The following is a 16537-nucleotide window of genomic DNA, read 5'->3' on the forward strand; positions in this document are numbered from 1 at the left end:
CGGGCCGGGTATCGGTGGTGTCCGGGGTCCGGGGTGAGAGGGACAGGCCGTGACAATCCCCCCCACCCGGCTCCGGGGACAAGCGCCTTCCACTCAGGGCCTCACCCGTCGGGCGCGCGTTGATCCCGAGCGGACTCAGTCGCGGTAGTGGTCGGCGATCGCGGCGAAGGCGGCCTTGGGCTCCCAGGGCAGATCGGGATAGGTGTCGCCGTGGCGGTCTTCGAGGACCTTGACGATGCCGAGGCTGGCGAGGTCGAGGTCGTCGCGAGGATCGCCGTCGGGGCGGTGGGGCAGGTTGTACAGCGCGAAGAGGAATACGAAGGCGCTGTCGACACCCTCGCTGTCGAAGATCTCCAGCAGTTCGCTGAGGTATGCCGCTTGGCCGGCCTCGTCGCGCTCGTACGCTCCGGTCAGCCGGAGCGGAGCGCCGGTGGCTTCGTCGGTTTCGAGGATTTCCATGCTGCGGGGCGCGACGTCCCCCGCGCCGCGCCAGGTGGCGGTGCCGAAGCCGGTGACAGCGACCGGTTCGGGCTGTGCGACGAGGCTGCGCACGGCGTCTCGGAATCGGTCGGCCACCTCCGCGGTTCGGATGAGTTCGAAGGTCCTGAAGTCGAACACGTCCCAGTCGACGGCTTCGAACTGGATGGCTGCGTAGGTGACCTTGCCGTGGAAACGCTCGCGGACCACCGCCACGGCTTCGCGGAGGAAGGCGTTGAGGCGGGTGCCGACTGCGGCGATTCTCTCGGGTCGACGGGCCGGGTCGCTCAGTAGCCGGCCGAGTCGCTCCCCCGTGCTGTCGCCTTCGAGGAACCCATGGTTCATGACGCTCAGTTCGGCGCCGGTGACGAACACGACCTCGGCTCCTTGTGTCCGGAGTCGCTCGGCCCGCTCCGCGCAGTCCGCGATCAGGATGAGGATTTCGTCGGTCGTCAGCTCCAGCGGGTAGGGCGAGAACCAGATCTCCAGTCCGAGCTCGGCGGCGTGACGGGCGGCGAATTCCAGGCGGTCCGGGTCGCCGCCGGTGATGTGGACGGCGGTGCAGTGGAGATCGTCGCGGATGATGGCCAGCTCCTTCTTGACCAGGCCGGGGTCGAAGTGCTCCCGGGAGCTGCCGCCGTGGCGGAGGAAGCCGGTGTCGTAGCAGATGCCCTTGGCTCGCATGCGTCTGGCCTTTCCGTAGGAGAGCCCGAGAGTAGAAGCAAATATTGCGTGCACGCAAGTTTGCGTACACGCACTCAGGCTGGGACACTTCGAGGGTGACGATGAGGCGGACCGGGCTGCGCGAGGAGAAGAAGCAGGCCACCCGAGTGGCATTGCGTGAGGCGGCACTTCGACTGGCCCTCGAGCACGGGCCCGACAACGTCCGCGTCGACGACATCGCCGAGGCGGCCGGGGTCTCGCCGAGGACCTACAACAACTACTTCTCCAGTCGTGAACAGGCGATCGTCGCAGCCGTCACCGCCGAACGGGAATCCCGGGTCGCCGCGGCCGTGGCGGCCAGGCCCGCCCACCTCCGTCTCGCCGACGCCTTGGCCGAAGCGATCCTGGAGCAGTACACCGAACCACGTGACCACGACGAGCTGCTGCTGATCACCGCCAGTCCCGCGCTGCGTGACACGTTCCTCGACGCCGCCGCAGCGATCGAACTCCCCCTCGCCGCCGCGATCGACCAGCGCCTCGGCCGCACCGGCACGCTCGCCCCCCGCGTGCTCGCGGCGAGCGCGGCCGCCGCGGTTCGGATCGCGCTCCAGCAGTGGCTGCAGCCCCCGGCGGCACCCCTCGCCAGCGGTGGGCTCGTCGTGCCGTCCGGCTCGCTACCGGACCTGCTCCGCTCCGCGCTCGCCGCACTCGAACCCGCCCTTGACGCCGCCGAAGAACAGGCACAGCAGCGTTTGCGCCGGTGAATCCGTTCCACCGACGGCGCCCCCGCACTGGCGGCCGTGTCCGGTACGGAGTACGAGTACGAGTACGACGAGCGGACGGCCGAGGAACTCAAGTTCATCTCGTTGTCGCTTCGGCGCGTGTCCCGGTCACGCGCCCTCGGCCGGGCGGTGACCCGTCTTCGCCAGCCCTTCGTCCACGGCCTCGGCGAACGCGGCGATGGTCTCGTTGTGCCGGGCGGGCACCCAGACCACCGATGTCAGCCAGGCCAGGTCCGTGCCGTCGAGCGGACGCCAGGTCAGCCCGTCGGTGAGCGGCGCGGTCGGCTCCTCGTTGAGATGGACACCGCGACCCGCGAGCACCAGCCCGTGCACGAAGTACGGATTGCGCGCGTGCCGGATGGCGCCGGGCAGGAATCCGCCGTCCCGGCAGGTCAGCAGGATGTGGTCGTACAACTGCGGAGCCATCGCCCTGGGGAAGATCACCAGCGACGCGCCGGCCAGGTCCCGCAGCCGGACCGGACCGCCGTCCCGGGCACAAGGGTGGTCCGTGCGAAGCACCACGCCGAGGTCCCGGCGGACCTCCGGCCCCGACTCGAGGCCGACCGTGTCGCACGGATGGCGCACGACCCCGGCGTCCAGCTCGCCTTCCCGCAGCCGCAGCAGCTGCTCGTCCGTGGTCAGTTCGTGCAGGTCGACCAGGACGTCGGGGACGCGCCGGGAGAACATCTCGGTCAGCGTGCGCAGCACCGGCGGGTGAGTGTCCGGCGGCACTCCGACCCGCAGGACCCCCGCCTCCCCGGGCCGCAGCCTGCGCATCGCCTCCCGGGCCGTGTCCAATCCGGCCAGCACCGGCCGCGTGTGCTCCAGCAGCAGCGCGCCCGCTTCGGTGAGTTGGATGCGGGGGCGGGCCCGGTCGAAGAGTCGCACCCCCAGTTCACGCTCCAGGTCCCGGATGCGCTGGGACAGCGGCGGCTGCGCCATGTGCAGACGTTCCGCTGCCCGTCCGAAGTGCAGTTCTTCGGCGAGCACGGCGAAATAGCGCAGGTGACGGAGCTCCATGGGAGGCACCATATCGCTGCGATATCGCGGGCAGTCCTCATTGGTGTTGGCCAGGTCATACCCCTCGCTGTTTGCATGACTGCCCACCGAGACGCAACGCGTCACGGCGACACACAGCACACCGAGGAAGGAACACCGCCATGTCCCGGCCCAGCACCGACACCGCCACGAGTACCGTCACCGTCACCCGGCACCCCGTCTCCGTCGACGGCACCGCTGAGGAGGTACTCCACCTCGCCGAGGTGACCCTCGACCGGCCGGACAAGCTCAACGCCTGGACCGCCGCGATGCGCGCCGAACTGGTCGCCGCCCTGGCGGAGGCCGGCGCCGACGACCGCTGCCGGGGCGTCGTGCTCACCGGCGCCGGCCGGGCGTTCTGCGCCGGGCAGGACCTCGCGGAGACCGCCGCCATCGACCCCGACGACCACGCCGCCGCCGAGGCGTGGATCGATGACTTCGGACTGCTGTTCCGGACCGTGCGCGGCCTGGACAAGCCGGTCGTCGCCGCCGTCAACGGCGTCGCCGCCGGCTCCGGCTTCCAGTTCGCCCTTCTCGCCGACCTCCGCATCGGCCACGCGGGGGTGCGCATGGGCCAGCCCGAAGTGCTCTCCGGCATCCCCAGCATCACCGGAATCTGGGCCATGCGCGGCATCCTCGGCCGTGCGAAGACCGCCGAGTTCGCCCTCACCGGCCGGCTGGTCGGCGGCGAGGAGGCGCTGCGCCTCGGACTGCTGAACCGCCTGGTCGACGCGGACCGTGTCAAGGAGGAGGCCCTCGCCGAGGCCGCGCGCCTGGCCCAGCTGCCGCCCGGCGCCGTCGCGCTGACCAAGGGCCGGCTGCGCGAACTGGACGACGCCGGCCTGGACGAGGCGATCGGAGCGGCCAAGAAGGTACACGTCGCCGCGTACGCGACCGGGGAGCCGCAGCGGGAGATGGCCCGCTTCCTGGCCGGCCGCCGGCGCTGACGGCGCCACCGCCCGTCCGGCCCGGCGCTGACGGCGCCGTCGCCGCGCCACCGTTCCGACCGGCCCCGCGTCGATCGCGCCGCCGCCCGACCGGGCCCGCCGACCTGCCGGCCAGTGTCACCCGCGATTCCCGACCGCGGCGCCGACCGCGGTCGGTCATCCGTCATCCGCTGCTCGCGACGGCAGCACCCCGACCCACTCCCAGGAGGCCCCCACTCATGTCCACCGGCGTCACCCCCACCACCCCGGTCCACGACGGCGAGGCCGCCTACCGGTGGCTCGTCGAAAGGCACCAGTGGTCCGTCCCCGAGCGGTACAACATGGCCGCCGACGTCGCCGACCACCACCCCGGTGACCGACTCGCCCTGATCTTCGAGGACCACACCGGGCACCGGGAGGAGGTGAACTGGCAGCAGGTCAGGGACCGTTCCCGACAGGTCGCCGCCCAGCTGCACGCCGCCGGGGTACGCAAGGGCGACCGGGTGGCCGTACTGCTCCCGCAGCGCCCGGACACCCCGGCCACCTACCTCGGTGTCCTGCGCACCGGGGCGATCCTGGTGACGATGTCCCTGCTGTGGGCGGACGAACCCATCCGCTACCGACTCGCCGACTCCGGCGCCGACGTGCTGGTCACCGAGTCCGGGGCCCTGCACCGCGTCAGTGACTTCACCGGCACCGTCGTCGACGTCGACGACCCGGAGATCGCCGCCCGGGCCCCGGAGTTCACCACCGCGGACACCGCGGCCGACGACCCCGCGCTCATCTTCTACACCTCCGGCACGACCGGCCCCGCCAAGGGCATCGTCCACGCCCACCGCACCCTCCTCGGGCACAACGAGTTCCGGCACTGCCACGACCTGCGTCCCGGCGACGTGTTCTACGGGGCGGGCGACTGGGCCTGGTCGATGGCCAAGCTGATGGGTCCGCTGCGGGCCGGCGCGACCCACCTCGTGTACCGCCCGGCCGCCGGTTTCGACCCGGACGGACTGCTGGCCGCCATGGCCCGCAACAAGGTCACCACCGCCCTGGTCAACCCCACCTTCCTGCGGAAGATACGCCAGGACGTCCCGGACGCCGGCGCCCGTCACCCGCAGAACCTGCGTGTGGTCTGCTGCTCCAACGAGCCGCTGACCGCCGACCTCATCGACTGGTTCCGCGACCAGTTCGGCGTCACCCTCCTCGACTACTACGGCTCCACCGAGTCCTACCCGCTGCTCGGCAACTTCCCCGGCGTCCCCGTCAAGCCCGGCTCCATGGGCCGACCGCTGCCCGGCTGGGACGTCAGGCTGCTCGACGACGACGGCCACGAGGTCCCGGCGGGCGAACCGGGCGAGATCTGCCTGCGCGCCCGTTCCAACCCCCAGTTCCCCCTCGGCTACTGGCAGCGCCCCGAGTCGTCCGCCGAAGCCTTCGGCGGCACCTGGTACCACACCAAGGACCAGGCGGTACGTGACGAGGACGGCTACTTCTGGTTCCTGGGCCGCACCGACGACGTGATCAAGACCTCCGGATACCGTGTCGGTCCCTACGAAGTGGAGGCCACCTTGCGTGAACATCCCGCCGTGGCCGACGCCGGGGTGGTCGGCGTCCCCGATCCGCTGCGCGGCCAGGCCGTCAAGGCATTCATCGAACTCGCCCCCGGCCACCAGCCCTCCGACGAGCTGGCCCGCGAGATAGCGGAACACGCCCGCGGCACACACTCCCGCTTCGCCTACCCGCGGACCGTCGAGTTCGTCGGCGAACTGCCGCGCTCGGCCACCGGCAAGATCCAGCGGGCCGCCCTACGCACCCGTGACCTGGAAACAGACACTTCCGCCCCCACCGGAGGAGCACCGACCCGGAAGGACGGACCAAGGTGACCGGACACAGCACCGACAGCACGCCCACGGCGGAGAGAATCCCGCGGACCGCGGAGGCGGCCGCGGTCGCGGCCCCGTCCCCGGCAGTGCGCCGCAAGGTGACCCTCGCCACCGCGATCGGCAACTTCGTCGAGTGGTTCGACTCGGGCGCCTACGCCATCATGTCGGCCACCATCGCCGGGCTCTTCTTCCCCCAGTACGACAAGACCGCCGCCCTCCTGGCGACCTGGGCGGTCTTCGCGGGCGGGTTCATCGCCCGGCCGGCCGGCGCCGTGTTCTTCGGCCGCTACGGCGACCGCATCGGCCGCAACCGTATGCTCGCACTGAGCGTCCTGTGCATGAGCGGCTCGACCCTGCTCATCGGTCTGCTGCCCAGCTACGCGACGATCGGTGTCGCCGCGCCCGTCCTGCTGTTCCTGCTCCGCGCCGTCCAGGGGTTCTCCACCGGCGGCGAGTACACCGGCGCCTCGGCGTTCATCATGGAGTACGCCCCCGAGGGCCGCCGCGCCCGCTACGCCAGCGTCGTCGCCCTCACCGTCGGCCTCGCCTCGGTGGCCGGCTCCCTCACCGGGCTGCTCATCACCTGGTCGATGGACGACGCGTCGCTGCGCAGCTGGGGCTGGCGCATCCCGTTCCTGCTGGCCGGACCGCTCGGCCTGATCGGCCTCTACCTGCGCAGCCGGATCGAGGACACACCCGTCTTCCGAGCCATGGAGCGGCGCGAGGCCGTGCTCCACGCTCCCATCCGGGACGCCTGGCGGCTCTGCCGGCGCCAGGTCCTGACCCTGTTCGGGTACAGCATCACCAACGCCGTCGGCTACTACCTGATGAGCAGCTACCTCATCGCGTACATGTCGGAGGAGGTCGGGTACAGCAAGACGGAGGCCATGCTCACCGGGTTCGTGTCGATGCTCGCCTACAGCGCGGCCTGTCCGCTGATGGCGGCGGCCAGCGACCGCTGGGGCCGGAAACCCATGCTGCTGACCGCGTGTACGGGGTTCGCGGTCTGTACCCTGCCGGCCTTCTGGCTGATCGGCACATCCCTCGCCGGAGCGCTGGTGGGCGCCACCGTCCTGGCGGTGTTCGTCGCGGTCATCGGGACGTCGAACGTGCCCGCCATGGTCGAGATGTTCCCGGCACAGCTCCGCGCGAGCGGTTCGGCGCTCGGCTACACGGCCGCCTACGTCCTGTTCGGCGGCACCGCCCCGTTCGTGGCCACCGGGCTCGTCACCGTCGCCGGCACCCCGCTGGCCCCCGGCTTCTACCTGATGGCCCTGGCGGTCGTCTCGGCGCTGGTGGTGCACTTCTCCTTCCGGGAGACCAAGCAGCTGTCACTGGCGCGGACCACTGTGATCGACGGCTGACCCGGCCCCCGGCGGCGGGGCGGGCGGAGTGCCGTGCGCCGCCCGCCCCGAGCGGGCGGCGCGCCCGGGGCAAGGGGGGTGATGGCCAAGCCTGGTACCGGGGTCCCGTCGGCTGAGCCCGGGGAGGTCAGGGCACGGTCAGGATGATCTTGCCGTGAGCCTGGTGGCTCCGCATGCGGTCGGCGGCCTCGTGGGCGTGGTCGAATGCGTGGACGCTGTCGACGACGGGGCGGATACGGCCGTCCGCCACGGCGGGCACCACCTCGTCGATCGCGGCGGCGACGACCTGGCCGAGGGCTTCGGGACGGCTGAAGCCGAAGGAGACGCCGCGCACGTGGAGGTGGCGGTAGGACAGGGCGTCGAGGTCGACGGTGGACCGGGGCCCCTCCAGGCGTCCGATGTTGACGATGTGGCCGTCCACGCGGGTGGCGGGCAGGCAGTCGGCGAAGGTCTGTCCGCCGACGTGGTCCAGGACCACGTCCACGCCGTCGCCGCCGGTGGCGTCGAGGGCCGCCTGGGTCAGGTCCCGGCCGTTCGTGACGACGACCGTATCGGCTCCAATCTTCTTCAGCAGTGCTTCCTTGGCCTTGGAGCGGGTGGTGGCGATGACGAGCGAGGCCCCGAGCGCTTTCGCCATCTGTACGCCGGTCAGGCCGATGCTGGAGGTGGCGCCGGTGATGAGCACGCTCTGCCCGCTGGAGAAGCGGGCGCGGGTGAGGGCGCCGTGTTCGGTGAGCAGAGCGGTGGGCAGAGCCGAGGCTTCGTCGTATCCGAGGGTTTCGGGGACGGGCATGACGTGACGGTGGTCGGCGAGGACGTACTGGGCGAAGGCGCCCTGGGTGGTGCCCATGACCCTGTCGCCGACGCGGACGTTCCGCACGCCGGGGCCGGTGGCGGCGATGTCGCCGGCGAACTCGTATCCGGCCGGGTACTCGGTCTTCCTGCCGGTGGCCGGGTCGAAGGAGCTGTCGAGCCGCTGCACGTCCGCGTTGTTGAGGGAGACGGCGTGGGCGCGGACGAGGACCTGGCCGGGGCCGGGTTCCGGTACGGGAATGTGGCGGGCTTGCCACTGCGGGGCGGCGCCGCCGAAGAGTGCGGTCATTGTCGCGGTCATGCTTCTTCCTCCGGACACGGGGTTGCCCGCCCTCTTCCCTCCACGCACGGCGGCGTGGGGAGAGGGCGGGCGGGGCGGCTGATCAGACGGTGGCGAGGGCCGCGTCGTACTGCTCGTCGGTGACGGGCTCCAGCCAGTTGGTGCCGTCGCCGTCGCCGTCACCGACGACGAGGGCGATGTGCGCCATGAGGGTGGTGTCGGTGGCGCCGTGCCAGTGCTCCTCGCCGGCCGGGCACTTGAGGGTCTCGCCGGCGCTGATACGCGCGACAGCGCCGTCGCGGGTACCGACCAGGCCCACGCCATCGGTGACGTACAGGACCTGGCCCAGCGCGTGGGAGTGCCAGTTGGTGCGGGCGCCGGGAGTGAAGCGCACCAGGCCGGCCGCGAGGCGGGCGGGCTCGGTCGGGGCCTCGATCATGTTGAGGTAGACATCGCCGGTGAAACGCTCGGCGGGTGCCTTCACGGTCGGAGTGGAGGTGATGTGTTCCATCGCTCTGTTCCTTGATCGTGTGGGAGGGCGTGCTGGGACGACAGGGCGGTCAGGCGTCGTCGTGGGCGAGGTCGGCGCCCAGCTCACGGGAGGCATCAGCCTGCGCGAGCAGTTCCCCGGCCTTGGCCGTGACCGCCTCGATGGCGTCGGAACCGGCGACGAAGCGGGCCGGGGGCTGCTGCCGGCCCGCGATCGTCAGCAGGGCGGCGGCGAGCTTGGCGGGATCGCCGGCCTGCTGCCCGTTCATGGACTGCCACTGCTTCTTCGTGGCGGCGGTGCGCTCGGCGTAGTCGTCGATCGACAGCTCCGCCCACGTGGTGGAGGCGTCCACCAGCAGCTCGGTGCGGAAGAAGCCCGGCTCGACGATGGTCGTGCGGATACCGAACGGCTCGACGTCGTAGCGCAGGGACTCCATGAAGCCCTCGACGCCGAACTTCGCGGCGGCGTAGGCGACGCAGAACTCCTGGCCGACCGCGCCGGCGAGGGAGGAGACGGTGATGACGTGGCCGTCGCGCTGGGCCCGCATGACGGGCAGCACGGCGCGGGTGACGTTCATCGGCCCGAACAGGTTCGTCTCGATCTGCGCGCGCATCTGCGCGTCGGAGACCTCCTCGAAGTAGCCGGCGTAGAAGTTGGCGGCGTTGTTGATCAGGACGTCGATGCGGCCGAAGCGCTCGACGGCCGCTTGGACGGCGTTCTGGGCGGTGGCCGGGTCGGTGATGTCCAGGGCGGTGGCCAGCAGGTTGTCCTGTTCGCCGCCGAGCGCTTCGAGGACATGCTCGGGGCGGCGGGCGGTGGCCACCACGTGGTGGCCGGCTTCGAGTGCCTGACGGGCGAGGTCCGCGCCGAGACCGCGTCCGGCGCCGGTGATCAGGAAGACCTTGCTCACGTGGGATGCTCCATTCGGGTGATGACGGGGGAAAGCGGGTTCAGCCGGCGTTGCGGTCGTCGGCGATCTTCTTGAGCTGGGTGATCGCGGTCATGGCGTTGGGCCAGCCCGCGTAGAAGGCGAGGTGGGTGATGGCCTCGGACAGCTCCTCGACGCTCAGGCCGTTGTCCAGGGCCACGCCCAGGTGATAGCCGAGCTGCTCGGAGCGGTACAGGGCGGCCAGCACGCTCACGGTGACCAGGCTGCGGTCCCGCGGCGACAGCCCGGGACGCTCCCAGACGTCGGCGAAAAGGACCTCGTCGGTGACCTCGACGAGCTTCGGCGCGATGGCGGCGAGCTCCGGGGGTGCGGACTGCTTCGGCATGAGACTCCTACTGGAACAAAACTGGATAAATCGATACAGGCCATTCTCTGCTGGAGACGGCTCGTCCGGGCGGCCTTCGCGCCGCGCACCGGGTCGGTGCCGCGGCCCGCGACTGCTGCCGATATCGAGGAAACCGCAGATCAAAGAGGTTGGGGAGGGCCTGGCCTGCCAGGTATTGACAGGGCCCCCCACCAGCGCTGCGACCGTCTTAGCCTGGAATGCGTGAGCACCGAGAGCGACATCCGCGCATTCCTGGCCTCCCGTCGCGCCAAGATCACCCCACAGCGGGCCGGACTGCCCGCCTACGGCGGCAACCGGCGCGTGCCGGGCCTGCGCCGCGAGGAAGTCGCCCTGCTCGCCGGCGTCAGCATCGACTACTACATCCGCCTGGAGCGCGGCCACATCGCCGGCGCCTCGGAAGAAGTCCTCGACGCCGTCGCGAACGCCCTCCAACTCGACGACGCCGAACGCGCCCACCTCTACGACCTGGCCCGCGCCGCCGCCAAGCGCCCCCGCCGCACCAAACGCACCCGCGGACCGATCCCCGACAGCGTCCTGCGCGTCCTGGAGTCCATGGCCGACTCACCGGCCTTCATCCGCAACGGGCGCCTGGACATCCTCGCCGCCAACCCCCTCGGCCGCGCCCTGTACGCACCGCTGTACGCCGGGAACGCACCGCACCCCGTCAACATCGCCCGCTTCCAGTTCCTCGACCCGCGCGGCCGCGACTTCTTCCCCGACTGGGACGAGTCCCTGAACACCACCGTCGCCCTGCTGCGCACCGAGGCCGGACGCGCCCCCCACGACAGCGACCTCACCGGACTCGTCGGCGAACTCGTCACCCGCAGCGAGGAGTTCCGCAACGCCTGGGCCAAGCACAACGTGCGTCTGCACCACACCGGCCGCAAGTCCTTTCGCCACCCCGCCGTCGGCGTCCTCACCCTGGACTTCGACGCGATGGAACTGCCCGCCCAGCCCGGCCTGACCCTCACCGCCTACAGCTCCGCGCCGTCCACGCCCGAGCACGACGCCCTGCGACTCCTCGCCAGCTGGGCCGCCACCGAGGACACCGCGCCTCCCACCGGCCCCGACCCTGCCGACTCTGCCGACCGGCACAACCGGTAGGCGCCGGATCAGGTGCGAGCGGGCCCGACCCACCACCTGACCGCCACCGTGCGGCACTCCCCACTGAACCGACGAGCGGGCTGCCGTACCTCGTTGTTCAGCATCCGTTTGTTCACGGCGGCGCGTCGACCGTGAACAACGCGGGGCCGGTATTCCTTGAGCCGGCGGCCGGTCGGACCCGGCCGCCGAGCACCTGCGGACACGACAGCGGGAGAGGCACGACAAAGCTGTGCACACCCCGCGAGGAGGACACCACCATGTTTGCACCGATCAAGAAGGCAGTGGCGGTCACCGCACTGGTCCTGGCTTTCGGAGGGCTCACGCCGGCGGAGTTGGCGCACGCGGCCGGCCAGCCCCGGGAGGCCGAGAAGGCGGTAAGCGCGAGGGCGCTCCCCACAGAGCAGTTCACCTGTATCAGGGGCACCGGTGTGGCCTACCGCGACGCTCCTGGCGGGAATCGGATGGGGACGGCCCCCGATGGCAACGGGTTCAACATCACCGGATCAAGTGGCAATTGGCGGAAGGGGAACCTGTGGGGCGGCCCGGAGGGAGTGTGGGTGTACATGCAGTACGTGGGCACCTGCTCCAGGTAGCCGCCTCGTCTCTGCGATGACGCAACCGACAGCGCGCCACACACCCCCGACCAGCCCGGCGGACGGCTGCGCTGCCCCTCGTCCCCGCCGACGAGACGACGCCGAAGGGCCAGTGGGGTCCGTTCCCGAAGAGGGCGACCCCATTGGCCCCGCAGGACGAAGGCCGTCCGGCACGGCGTAGCCGGTGTTCCCTGGTTCCTGATCGAAGCAACTCTCCGGCTCACACCGGCCCGCGCCGCAGCGGCAGTCAGCAATCTCGGCCCCGTCACCCGGCGGGCGGGCGGGCGGACTCGGGCAGAGCCCGGGACGGGACCGATGCCTACGGGCTGCGGGCTGCGACCGGGAGGAAGCAGCCCGCAGTGACGAACCGGGCGGCCTCAGTATCCGTAGATCATCTTGTACGCGACTTCCGGGAGGAACTGACCGGCCACGGAGCCGGCGCCGACTCCGCAGTTGCCGTCGGACTCACCGGGGGTCTTCAGCCACAGCAGCATCTCGGCTCCGCCGCCCGTCTGGGCGGCGGCCCCGATCCTCCGCCCCGCGGGGTTGCACCACTCGCCGTTGGAGTCGTTGCCGTTGCGGCTGGTGTCGACGACGAAGGGCTTCGTGTAGCCGTAGGACGTCGACAGCGCCGAGTTGACGGCGTTGCCGAAGCCGATGTTCCGGCTGGTGCCGTAGTAGTTCGAGATGTTCGACGAGAAGCCGTGCGCCTGCCGGGCCCCGGCGCCGTCGAGATGCCGGGCCATGGTGGCCGCGTCGATCCAGGCGGGGTTTCCGGCATCCAGGTACGTCCACGTGTTGGGCGCGTGCGCGGAGAACTGCGCCAGAGCGTCCCTGAGCATGGCGTTGCGCTCATCGATCTGCTGCTGCGTCAGACAGCTGAAGTCACCGAGGGAGTCGGGCTCGATCACGACCAGCGCGGGTCGCCCGCCGATGGCCGAGGCGAAGGCGGAGATCCAGGTGCGGTACGCCGCCGGAGAGCCCGCCCCGCCGCCGGAGTGACCGCCACACGCGTCGCGGCCGGGGATGTTGTAGGCGATCAGGACGGGAAGCTTGTCGGCGGCGTCCGCGGCTCCCACGTAGGAGCCCACCGCGGCCCCGATGTCACCGCTCCAGGAACCGAACCACCGGGCCATGGGGCGCGAGGCGATGTTGTCCCGGATCGCCGGCGCCCGTCCGTCGCCGGGGTTCGCCGCGGCCCATGCGGCCGGAGACGAGTTCGGGTCCACGTAGAACCCGCTGGTCATGCCGATCGGATCGGCCAGGACGCCGGCGTCGGCCTGCCCGGTGCCGAAGGGCAGGAGCAGGCACGCGAGTGCCGAAGTGACGAGCGTACGCATCATCTTTCTCATGAGTGCAGCCCTCTCTGGGAGCGCTCCCACATCGGCGGTGACTCAGCTGCGAGGGAGACGCGGGCGGGGGGGATCGAGCGGCGCTTCCCTCAGGGCTCTCTCCGGGAACTGCCGCTGCCAGACGAGACAGTGACAGGGGGCCGGTCCGCTGTCAATGAGTTCGGCGAGGGCCGCGGCACGAGGGGCCGGGAGGTGGCGGGCGTCGACCGGGACACGTCCCCGGCGGCTTCGACGCGGACAGCGCGCCACCCGCGGGGGCCGCCCGGCGCGGCCCCCCCCTGCTCTGCTCGAACGGTTCCCACCCGTGGCCCCGTGCGAGCGGAAGGGCCGCTACGAGGCGTTTCGTCGCCATCAAGCGCGGCACGGTCGACACTCTGCGCCCCCACTGGCTGTCGGGAACGATCGCCACGCCGAGCGGCGAGTTCGGCGCGATGCGGTTGCGGGAGGCCGTGGCCGGTGTCCCTTCACCCTGCGGCGGGGTGACGGTGGAGCGGGAGTTTCCCGATCAGCAGGTTCTGGCCACTGCCGCTTCTCCCGTAGGGACCTACGCATCGGCCCCTTATGCCCCGAACTCCGGGAGCCTCGTCGATTCGACGATGCGCTTGGGCCCGCCAGGGCGGACAGGCTCGCCGCGCGAGCACTCTCCCTTGACAAACATATCGTTTATCGATGGTATTGATAAACGATATGCATGCAGTCGATCGAGCAGGGGTAGTCATGGGTGCCAAGTCCTGGTGGAGCCAGACCGACAGCGGGTTGCTGGAGGCAGCTCTGGGCCTGGCTGTTCTGTTGGTCGGCGTCTACGGAATGCTGCTTCCGGCCCTCGGGGTGGCCGGTCTGAGGGATCCGGTGGACACTCGCGAGGTCGAGGCCGAGACGGCGACCCGGGTACCGGGAACCGTGACCGACGCGGTGACGGGTAACGGCATGACCCTCACCGGCACGCGGCAGGCGGATCTCGTCTTCGCCGACCCCGACCTGGGTCAGCGCCTGCTGCTCGCCCTGCCGGAGATCGTCGGCGGCCTGTTCCTGCTTCTCATCCTGGCCCTCCTTTTCAAGATGGCCCGGACCCTGCGCGGCGGCGACGTCTTCGTGCCGGTGAACGCCCGACGCCTGAGCGTCATAGGACTCGCGGTACTGGTGCAGGCCATCCTCGCCCCGGCACTGTCGACGTTCACCACAGAAATACTGGTGAGCGGTACGCCCATGGCCGAACACATCCCGTTCTCGGTCACCTTCACCGGCGAGTACGCGCTGCTGGCCTTCCTTGTCCTGGCACTGGGAGAAGTCTTCCGGCGCGGAACGAAACTGCGGGCCGATACCGAGGGGCTGGTCTGATGCCAGTAGAGGAACACCGAGTCCAGGTCCACCTGGACCGAATGCTGGCCGAGCGGGGCATGACCCTGACCGAACTGGCGACCAGGGTCGGAGTGACGGTGGTGAACCTTTCCATTCTCAAGAACGACCGGGCGAAGGCGATCCGCTTCTCCACCCTCACCGCGATCTGTCGCGAACTGAACTGCCAGCCCGGCGACTTGCTCAGCATCCGCAAGGACTGACCCTCCACGGAAGACGTGAGCAGCGGGTCGCGATCCCTCGCGCCCGCCGCCTGGGCCGCAGGGGAGGCGTAGTCCCCCTCCTGGCGTTCGGACAGCCGGAGATCTTCGCTCGCTGCGAGAGCGGCGTCTTCGTCGGGGAGCGGATCATGCCGGTTCGCACGGCCCGAAAGTGCTTGCTCGAACGCGTCGCGCATGTCGCGGGCATCCGCGTGGCGAGGCCGGCCGGCGAATGGGCGGCGTGGTCGAGGCCGGGGACCTTCGGTGTGCCGCAGCAGCGGCCGCGGCACACCGTGACCGTGGGCCGGGCCGGTCCCGCCCCGGTGCCCGGTGCGGAGGCGGCGCGGCGGGCGTGTTTGCTCAGGCGGCGCCTCGTCCGACGGGGTTCTTCCAGGCGGTTTCGCGCAGCAGACGCAGGCCGTTGAGGCCGACGATGACGGTGGAGCCCTCGTGTCCGGCGACGCCGAGCTCCCGTACGGCGGCGACCTTGTCCTGCGGGAGCAGTCCGGCGCGGACGTCGGTGATGCCGACCTGGGCGGCCAGATGGCGGGCCGCGCGTTCGTTGTCGCCGGTCAGCAGGACCGGGGTGCGGCTGGTCAGCTCGGTCAGGGCCGTCACGGTGGCGGCGGCGTCCGGCCGCAGCCGGTCGGCGATGCCGATCACCCCGACCGGGCCGCCGTCGCGCAGGACGAGGAGTGCGGTCCGACCGGCTCCCTCCACCTCCGCGACCGCCGTGGACGCGGGCCCCGCAGCGGCCGGAAGGCGGGTGGGCGCCCCGACCTGGACGGTGTGGCCCTCGACGCCGGCGCTCACGCCCTGGCCGGGGGTGGAGGTGAAGTCGAGCGCCTCGGGAAGCGACAGGCGGCGTGCGCGGGCGGCGTCGACGACAGCGCGGGCGAGCGGGTGCTCGCTGGGGAGCTCGGCCGCGGCCGCCAGCGCGAGCAGACCGTCCTCGTCCAGGCCGGAGGCGGGCAGGGGCCGGAGATCGGTGACGCGGGGCGTGCCCTCGGTCAGGGTGCCGGTCTTGTCCAGGGCGACCGCGTCGACCTGGCCCAGCAGCTCCATCACGACAGCGGACTTGGCCAGGACACCGTGGCGGCCGGCGTTGGCGATGGCGGACAGCAGCGGCGGCATCGTGGACAGCACGACCGCGCACGGAGAGGCCACGATCATGAACGTCATCGCACGCAGCAAGGCGGGCTGGAGCGCGGAGCCGAAGGCGAGCGGGACCGCGAAGACGGCGAGGGTCGCGATGACCATGCCGATCGAGTACCGCTGCTCGATCTTCTCGATGAACAGATGGGTGGGGGCCTTGGTCCCGGACGCTTCCTCGACCATCTTCACGATCCGGGCGATCACCGAGTCGGCCGGATCCCGCTCGACGCGCACACGCAGGGCGCCGGTGCCGTTGACGGTGCCGCCACCCTCCAGGCCCTCGCCACACCCTCGCGGCTGCACATCCTGGCCCGGCTCCAGGAGGGCGCCTGTTCGGTGAGCGAGCTCGCCGAGGCCGTCGGCATGGAAGCCTCCGCCTGCTCCCACCAGCTTCGGCTGCTGCGCAACCTCGGGCTGGTCACCGGTGAGCGGCACGGGCGCTCGATCGTCTACGCCCTGTACGACAACCACGTCGCCGAGCTTCTCGACCAGGCGCTTTATCACGTCGAGCACCTGCGCCTGGGCGTCCCCGATGTCCCGGGCCACCTGGCCGAGCCCGCCGCCGCCGAATGACCCGCCGGCCGACCCGGCCCCGACCGCCGCGCGCGGCCGGACGAACCGCCGGGCGGCCGGGTCACCAGCCACTGCTGCCGCAGGACCCGGACCGTGTCCGGGTTGCCGAGCGGGTCCAGTAGGACATCGGCGGCCGACCGGACGGTCAGCGCCTTGCCGGCCGTGGGCCGTAGCCTCGGGACGGACGGTTCGTTGG

General features: G+C 71.1%; 17 protein-coding genes. 9 read left to right on the top strand and 8 right to left on the bottom strand.

Going from position 1 to position 16537, the window contains the following annotated elements; translation table 11 throughout:
- Nucleotides 1–135: 135 nt before the first annotated feature.
- The gene (locus tag ACFY6S_RS19455) at nt 136–1161 is read right to left on the bottom strand and encodes a hypothetical protein (protein WP_388819068.1); all 1026 of its coding nucleotides are present in this window, start codon (nt 1159–1161) and stop codon (nt 136–138) included.
- A gap of 95 nt (nt 1162–1256) precedes the next feature.
- Here ACFY6S_RS19455 and ACFY6S_RS19460 point away from each other — a divergent pair, with 95 nt between their 5' ends.
- Complete coding sequence (locus tag ACFY6S_RS19460) at nt 1257–1904, top strand: TetR/AcrR family transcriptional regulator (RefSeq protein ID WP_388819071.1); 648 nt, start codon at nt 1257–1259, stop codon at nt 1902–1904.
- Nucleotides 1905–2030: 126 nt separating this feature from the next.
- Here ACFY6S_RS19460 and ACFY6S_RS19465 read toward each other — a convergent pair whose 3' ends face one another.
- Entirely contained in the window at nt 2031–2942 is a 912-nt protein-coding gene (locus ACFY6S_RS19465; RefSeq protein WP_388819074.1) for a LysR family transcriptional regulator, read from the bottom strand.
- A 140-nt stretch (nt 2943–3082) separates the two neighbouring features.
- On the opposite strand from ACFY6S_RS19465, the gene ACFY6S_RS19470 reads away from it, so the two are divergent.
- The 3 genes from ACFY6S_RS19470 (at nt 3083) to ACFY6S_RS19480 (ending at nt 7130) form a co-directional block, all read left to right on the top strand.
- A complete protein-coding gene (locus ACFY6S_RS19470) occupies nt 3083–3907 on the top strand; it encodes an enoyl-CoA hydratase/isomerase family protein (protein WP_388819077.1) in 825 nt (274 codons plus the stop codon).
- 218 nt (nt 3908–4125) lie between these two features.
- Nucleotides 4126–5766, top strand: a complete 1641-nt coding sequence (locus ACFY6S_RS19475) for an acyl-CoA synthetase (protein WP_388819079.1) — start codon at nt 4126–4128, stop codon at nt 5764–5766.
- Complete coding sequence (locus ACFY6S_RS19480) at nt 5763–7130, top strand: MFS transporter (RefSeq protein WP_388819082.1); 1368 nt, start codon at nt 5763–5765, stop codon at nt 7128–7130. The genes ACFY6S_RS19475 and ACFY6S_RS19480 overlap by 4 nt, the downstream gene beginning before the upstream one ends.
- Before the next feature lie 127 nt (nt 7131–7257).
- On the opposite strand, the gene ACFY6S_RS19485 is transcribed toward ACFY6S_RS19480, so the two are convergent.
- The 4 genes from ACFY6S_RS19485 to ACFY6S_RS19500 all read right to left on the bottom strand — a co-directional run bounded on the left by ACFY6S_RS19485 (nt 7258) and on the right by ACFY6S_RS19500 (nt 9987).
- Complete coding sequence (locus ACFY6S_RS19485) at nt 7258–8244, bottom strand: zinc-binding alcohol dehydrogenase family protein (RefSeq protein WP_388819085.1); 987 nt, start codon at nt 8242–8244, stop codon at nt 7258–7260.
- 82 nt (nt 8245–8326) lie between these two features.
- Nucleotides 8327–8734, bottom strand: coding sequence for a cupin domain-containing protein (locus tag ACFY6S_RS19490; protein ID WP_388819087.1), 408 nt, complete (start codon nt 8732–8734; stop codon nt 8327–8329).
- Between the two features lie 49 nt (nt 8735–8783).
- Nucleotides 8784–9623 (bottom strand): SDR family NAD(P)-dependent oxidoreductase, encoded by an 840-nt coding sequence (locus tag ACFY6S_RS19495; protein WP_388819090.1) that lies wholly within the window; start codon nt 9621–9623, stop codon nt 8784–8786.
- A gap of 40 nt (nt 9624–9663) precedes the next feature.
- Nucleotides 9664–9987, bottom strand: coding sequence for a carboxymuconolactone decarboxylase family protein (locus ACFY6S_RS19500; RefSeq protein ID WP_388819093.1), 324 nt, complete (start codon nt 9985–9987; stop codon nt 9664–9666).
- A gap of 222 nt (nt 9988–10209) precedes the next feature.
- Here ACFY6S_RS19500 and ACFY6S_RS19505 point away from each other — a divergent pair, with 222 nt between their 5' ends.
- Both ACFY6S_RS19505 and ACFY6S_RS19510 read left to right on the top strand, forming a co-directional pair.
- Nucleotides 10210–11112 (top strand): helix-turn-helix transcriptional regulator, encoded by a 903-nt coding sequence (locus tag ACFY6S_RS19505; RefSeq protein WP_388819096.1) that lies wholly within the window; start codon nt 10210–10212, stop codon nt 11110–11112.
- Nucleotides 11113–11369: 257 nt separating this feature from the next.
- Nucleotides 11370–11705, top strand: coding sequence for a hypothetical protein (locus tag ACFY6S_RS19510; protein WP_388819099.1), 336 nt, complete (start codon nt 11370–11372; stop codon nt 11703–11705).
- Between the two features lie 377 nt (nt 11706–12082).
- Here ACFY6S_RS19510 and ACFY6S_RS19515 read toward each other — a convergent pair whose 3' ends face one another.
- Complete coding sequence (locus tag ACFY6S_RS19515; protein ID WP_388819102.1) at nt 12083–13057, bottom strand: glycoside hydrolase family 6 protein; 975 nt, start codon at nt 13055–13057, stop codon at nt 12083–12085.
- A 669-nt stretch (nt 13058–13726) separates the two neighbouring features.
- On the opposite strand from ACFY6S_RS19515, the gene ACFY6S_RS19520 reads away from it, so the two are divergent.
- A complete protein-coding gene (locus ACFY6S_RS19520) occupies nt 13727–14395 on the top strand; it encodes a DUF2975 domain-containing protein (protein WP_388819105.1) in 669 nt (222 codons plus the stop codon).
- A complete protein-coding gene (locus ACFY6S_RS19525; RefSeq protein WP_388819107.1) occupies nt 14395–14616 on the top strand; it encodes a helix-turn-helix domain-containing protein in 222 nt (73 codons plus the stop codon). Before ACFY6S_RS19520 ends, ACFY6S_RS19525 begins: the two co-directional genes overlap by 1 nt.
- A 357-nt stretch (nt 14617–14973) precedes the next feature.
- Here the strand turns inward: ACFY6S_RS19525 and ACFY6S_RS19530 are convergent, their stop codons facing one another.
- Complete coding sequence (locus ACFY6S_RS19530; RefSeq protein WP_388819109.1) at nt 14974–16071, bottom strand: HAD-IC family P-type ATPase; 1098 nt, start codon at nt 16069–16071, stop codon at nt 14974–14976.
- Here ACFY6S_RS19530 and ACFY6S_RS19535 point away from each other — a divergent pair.
- Nucleotides 15985–16341 carry an ArsR/SmtB family transcription factor gene (locus ACFY6S_RS19535; protein WP_388819819.1) on the top strand — a complete coding sequence of 119 codons (357 nt, stop codon included), beginning with the start codon at nt 15985–15987 and terminating at the stop codon, nt 16339–16341. The two genes, ACFY6S_RS19530 and ACFY6S_RS19535, sit on opposite strands and share 87 nt — an antisense overlap.
- The last annotated feature ends 196 nt before the right edge of the window (nt 16342–16537 follow it).

The sequence above is a fragment of the Streptomyces sp. NPDC012835 genome, from assembly GCF_042900885.1.
In the GTDB taxonomy this organism is placed as follows: Bacteria; Actinomycetota; Actinomycetes; order Streptomycetales; family Streptomycetaceae; genus Streptomyces.

Excerpts from the sequence above, each read along its gene's own strand:
- ACFY6S_RS19455 (WP_388819068.1), bottom strand. The coding sequence starts at position 1,161 with ATGCGAGCCAAGGGCATCTGCTACGACACCGGCTTCCTCCGCCACGGC.
- ACFY6S_RS19465 (WP_388819074.1), bottom strand. The coding sequence starts at position 2,942 with ATGGAGCTCCGTCACCTGCGCTATTTCGCCGTGCTCGCCGAAGAACTG.
- ACFY6S_RS19470 (WP_388819077.1), top strand. The coding sequence starts at position 3,083 with ATGTCCCGGCCCAGCACCGACACCGCCACGAGTACCGTCACCGTCACC.
- ACFY6S_RS19475 (WP_388819079.1), top strand. The coding sequence starts at position 4,126 with ATGTCCACCGGCGTCACCCCCACCACCCCGGTCCACGACGGCGAGGCC.
- ACFY6S_RS19485 (WP_388819085.1), bottom strand. The coding sequence starts at position 8,244 with ATGACCGCGACAATGACCGCACTCTTCGGCGGCGCCGCCCCGCAGTGG.
- ACFY6S_RS19490 (WP_388819087.1), bottom strand. The coding sequence starts at position 8,734 with ATGGAACACATCACCTCCACTCCGACCGTGAAGGCACCCGCCGAGCGT.
- ACFY6S_RS19500 (WP_388819093.1), bottom strand. The coding sequence starts at position 9,987 with ATGCCGAAGCAGTCCGCACCCCCGGAGCTCGCCGCCATCGCGCCGAAG.
- ACFY6S_RS19510 (WP_388819099.1), top strand. The coding sequence starts at position 11,370 with ATGTTTGCACCGATCAAGAAGGCAGTGGCGGTCACCGCACTGGTCCTG.
- ACFY6S_RS19515 (WP_388819102.1), bottom strand. The coding sequence starts at position 13,057 with ATGAGAAAGATGATGCGTACGCTCGTCACTTCGGCACTCGCGTGCCTG.
- ACFY6S_RS19520 (WP_388819105.1), top strand. The coding sequence starts at position 13,727 with ATGGTATTGATAAACGATATGCATGCAGTCGATCGAGCAGGGGTAGTC.
- ACFY6S_RS19525 (WP_388819107.1), top strand. The coding sequence starts at position 14,395 with ATGCCAGTAGAGGAACACCGAGTCCAGGTCCACCTGGACCGAATGCTG.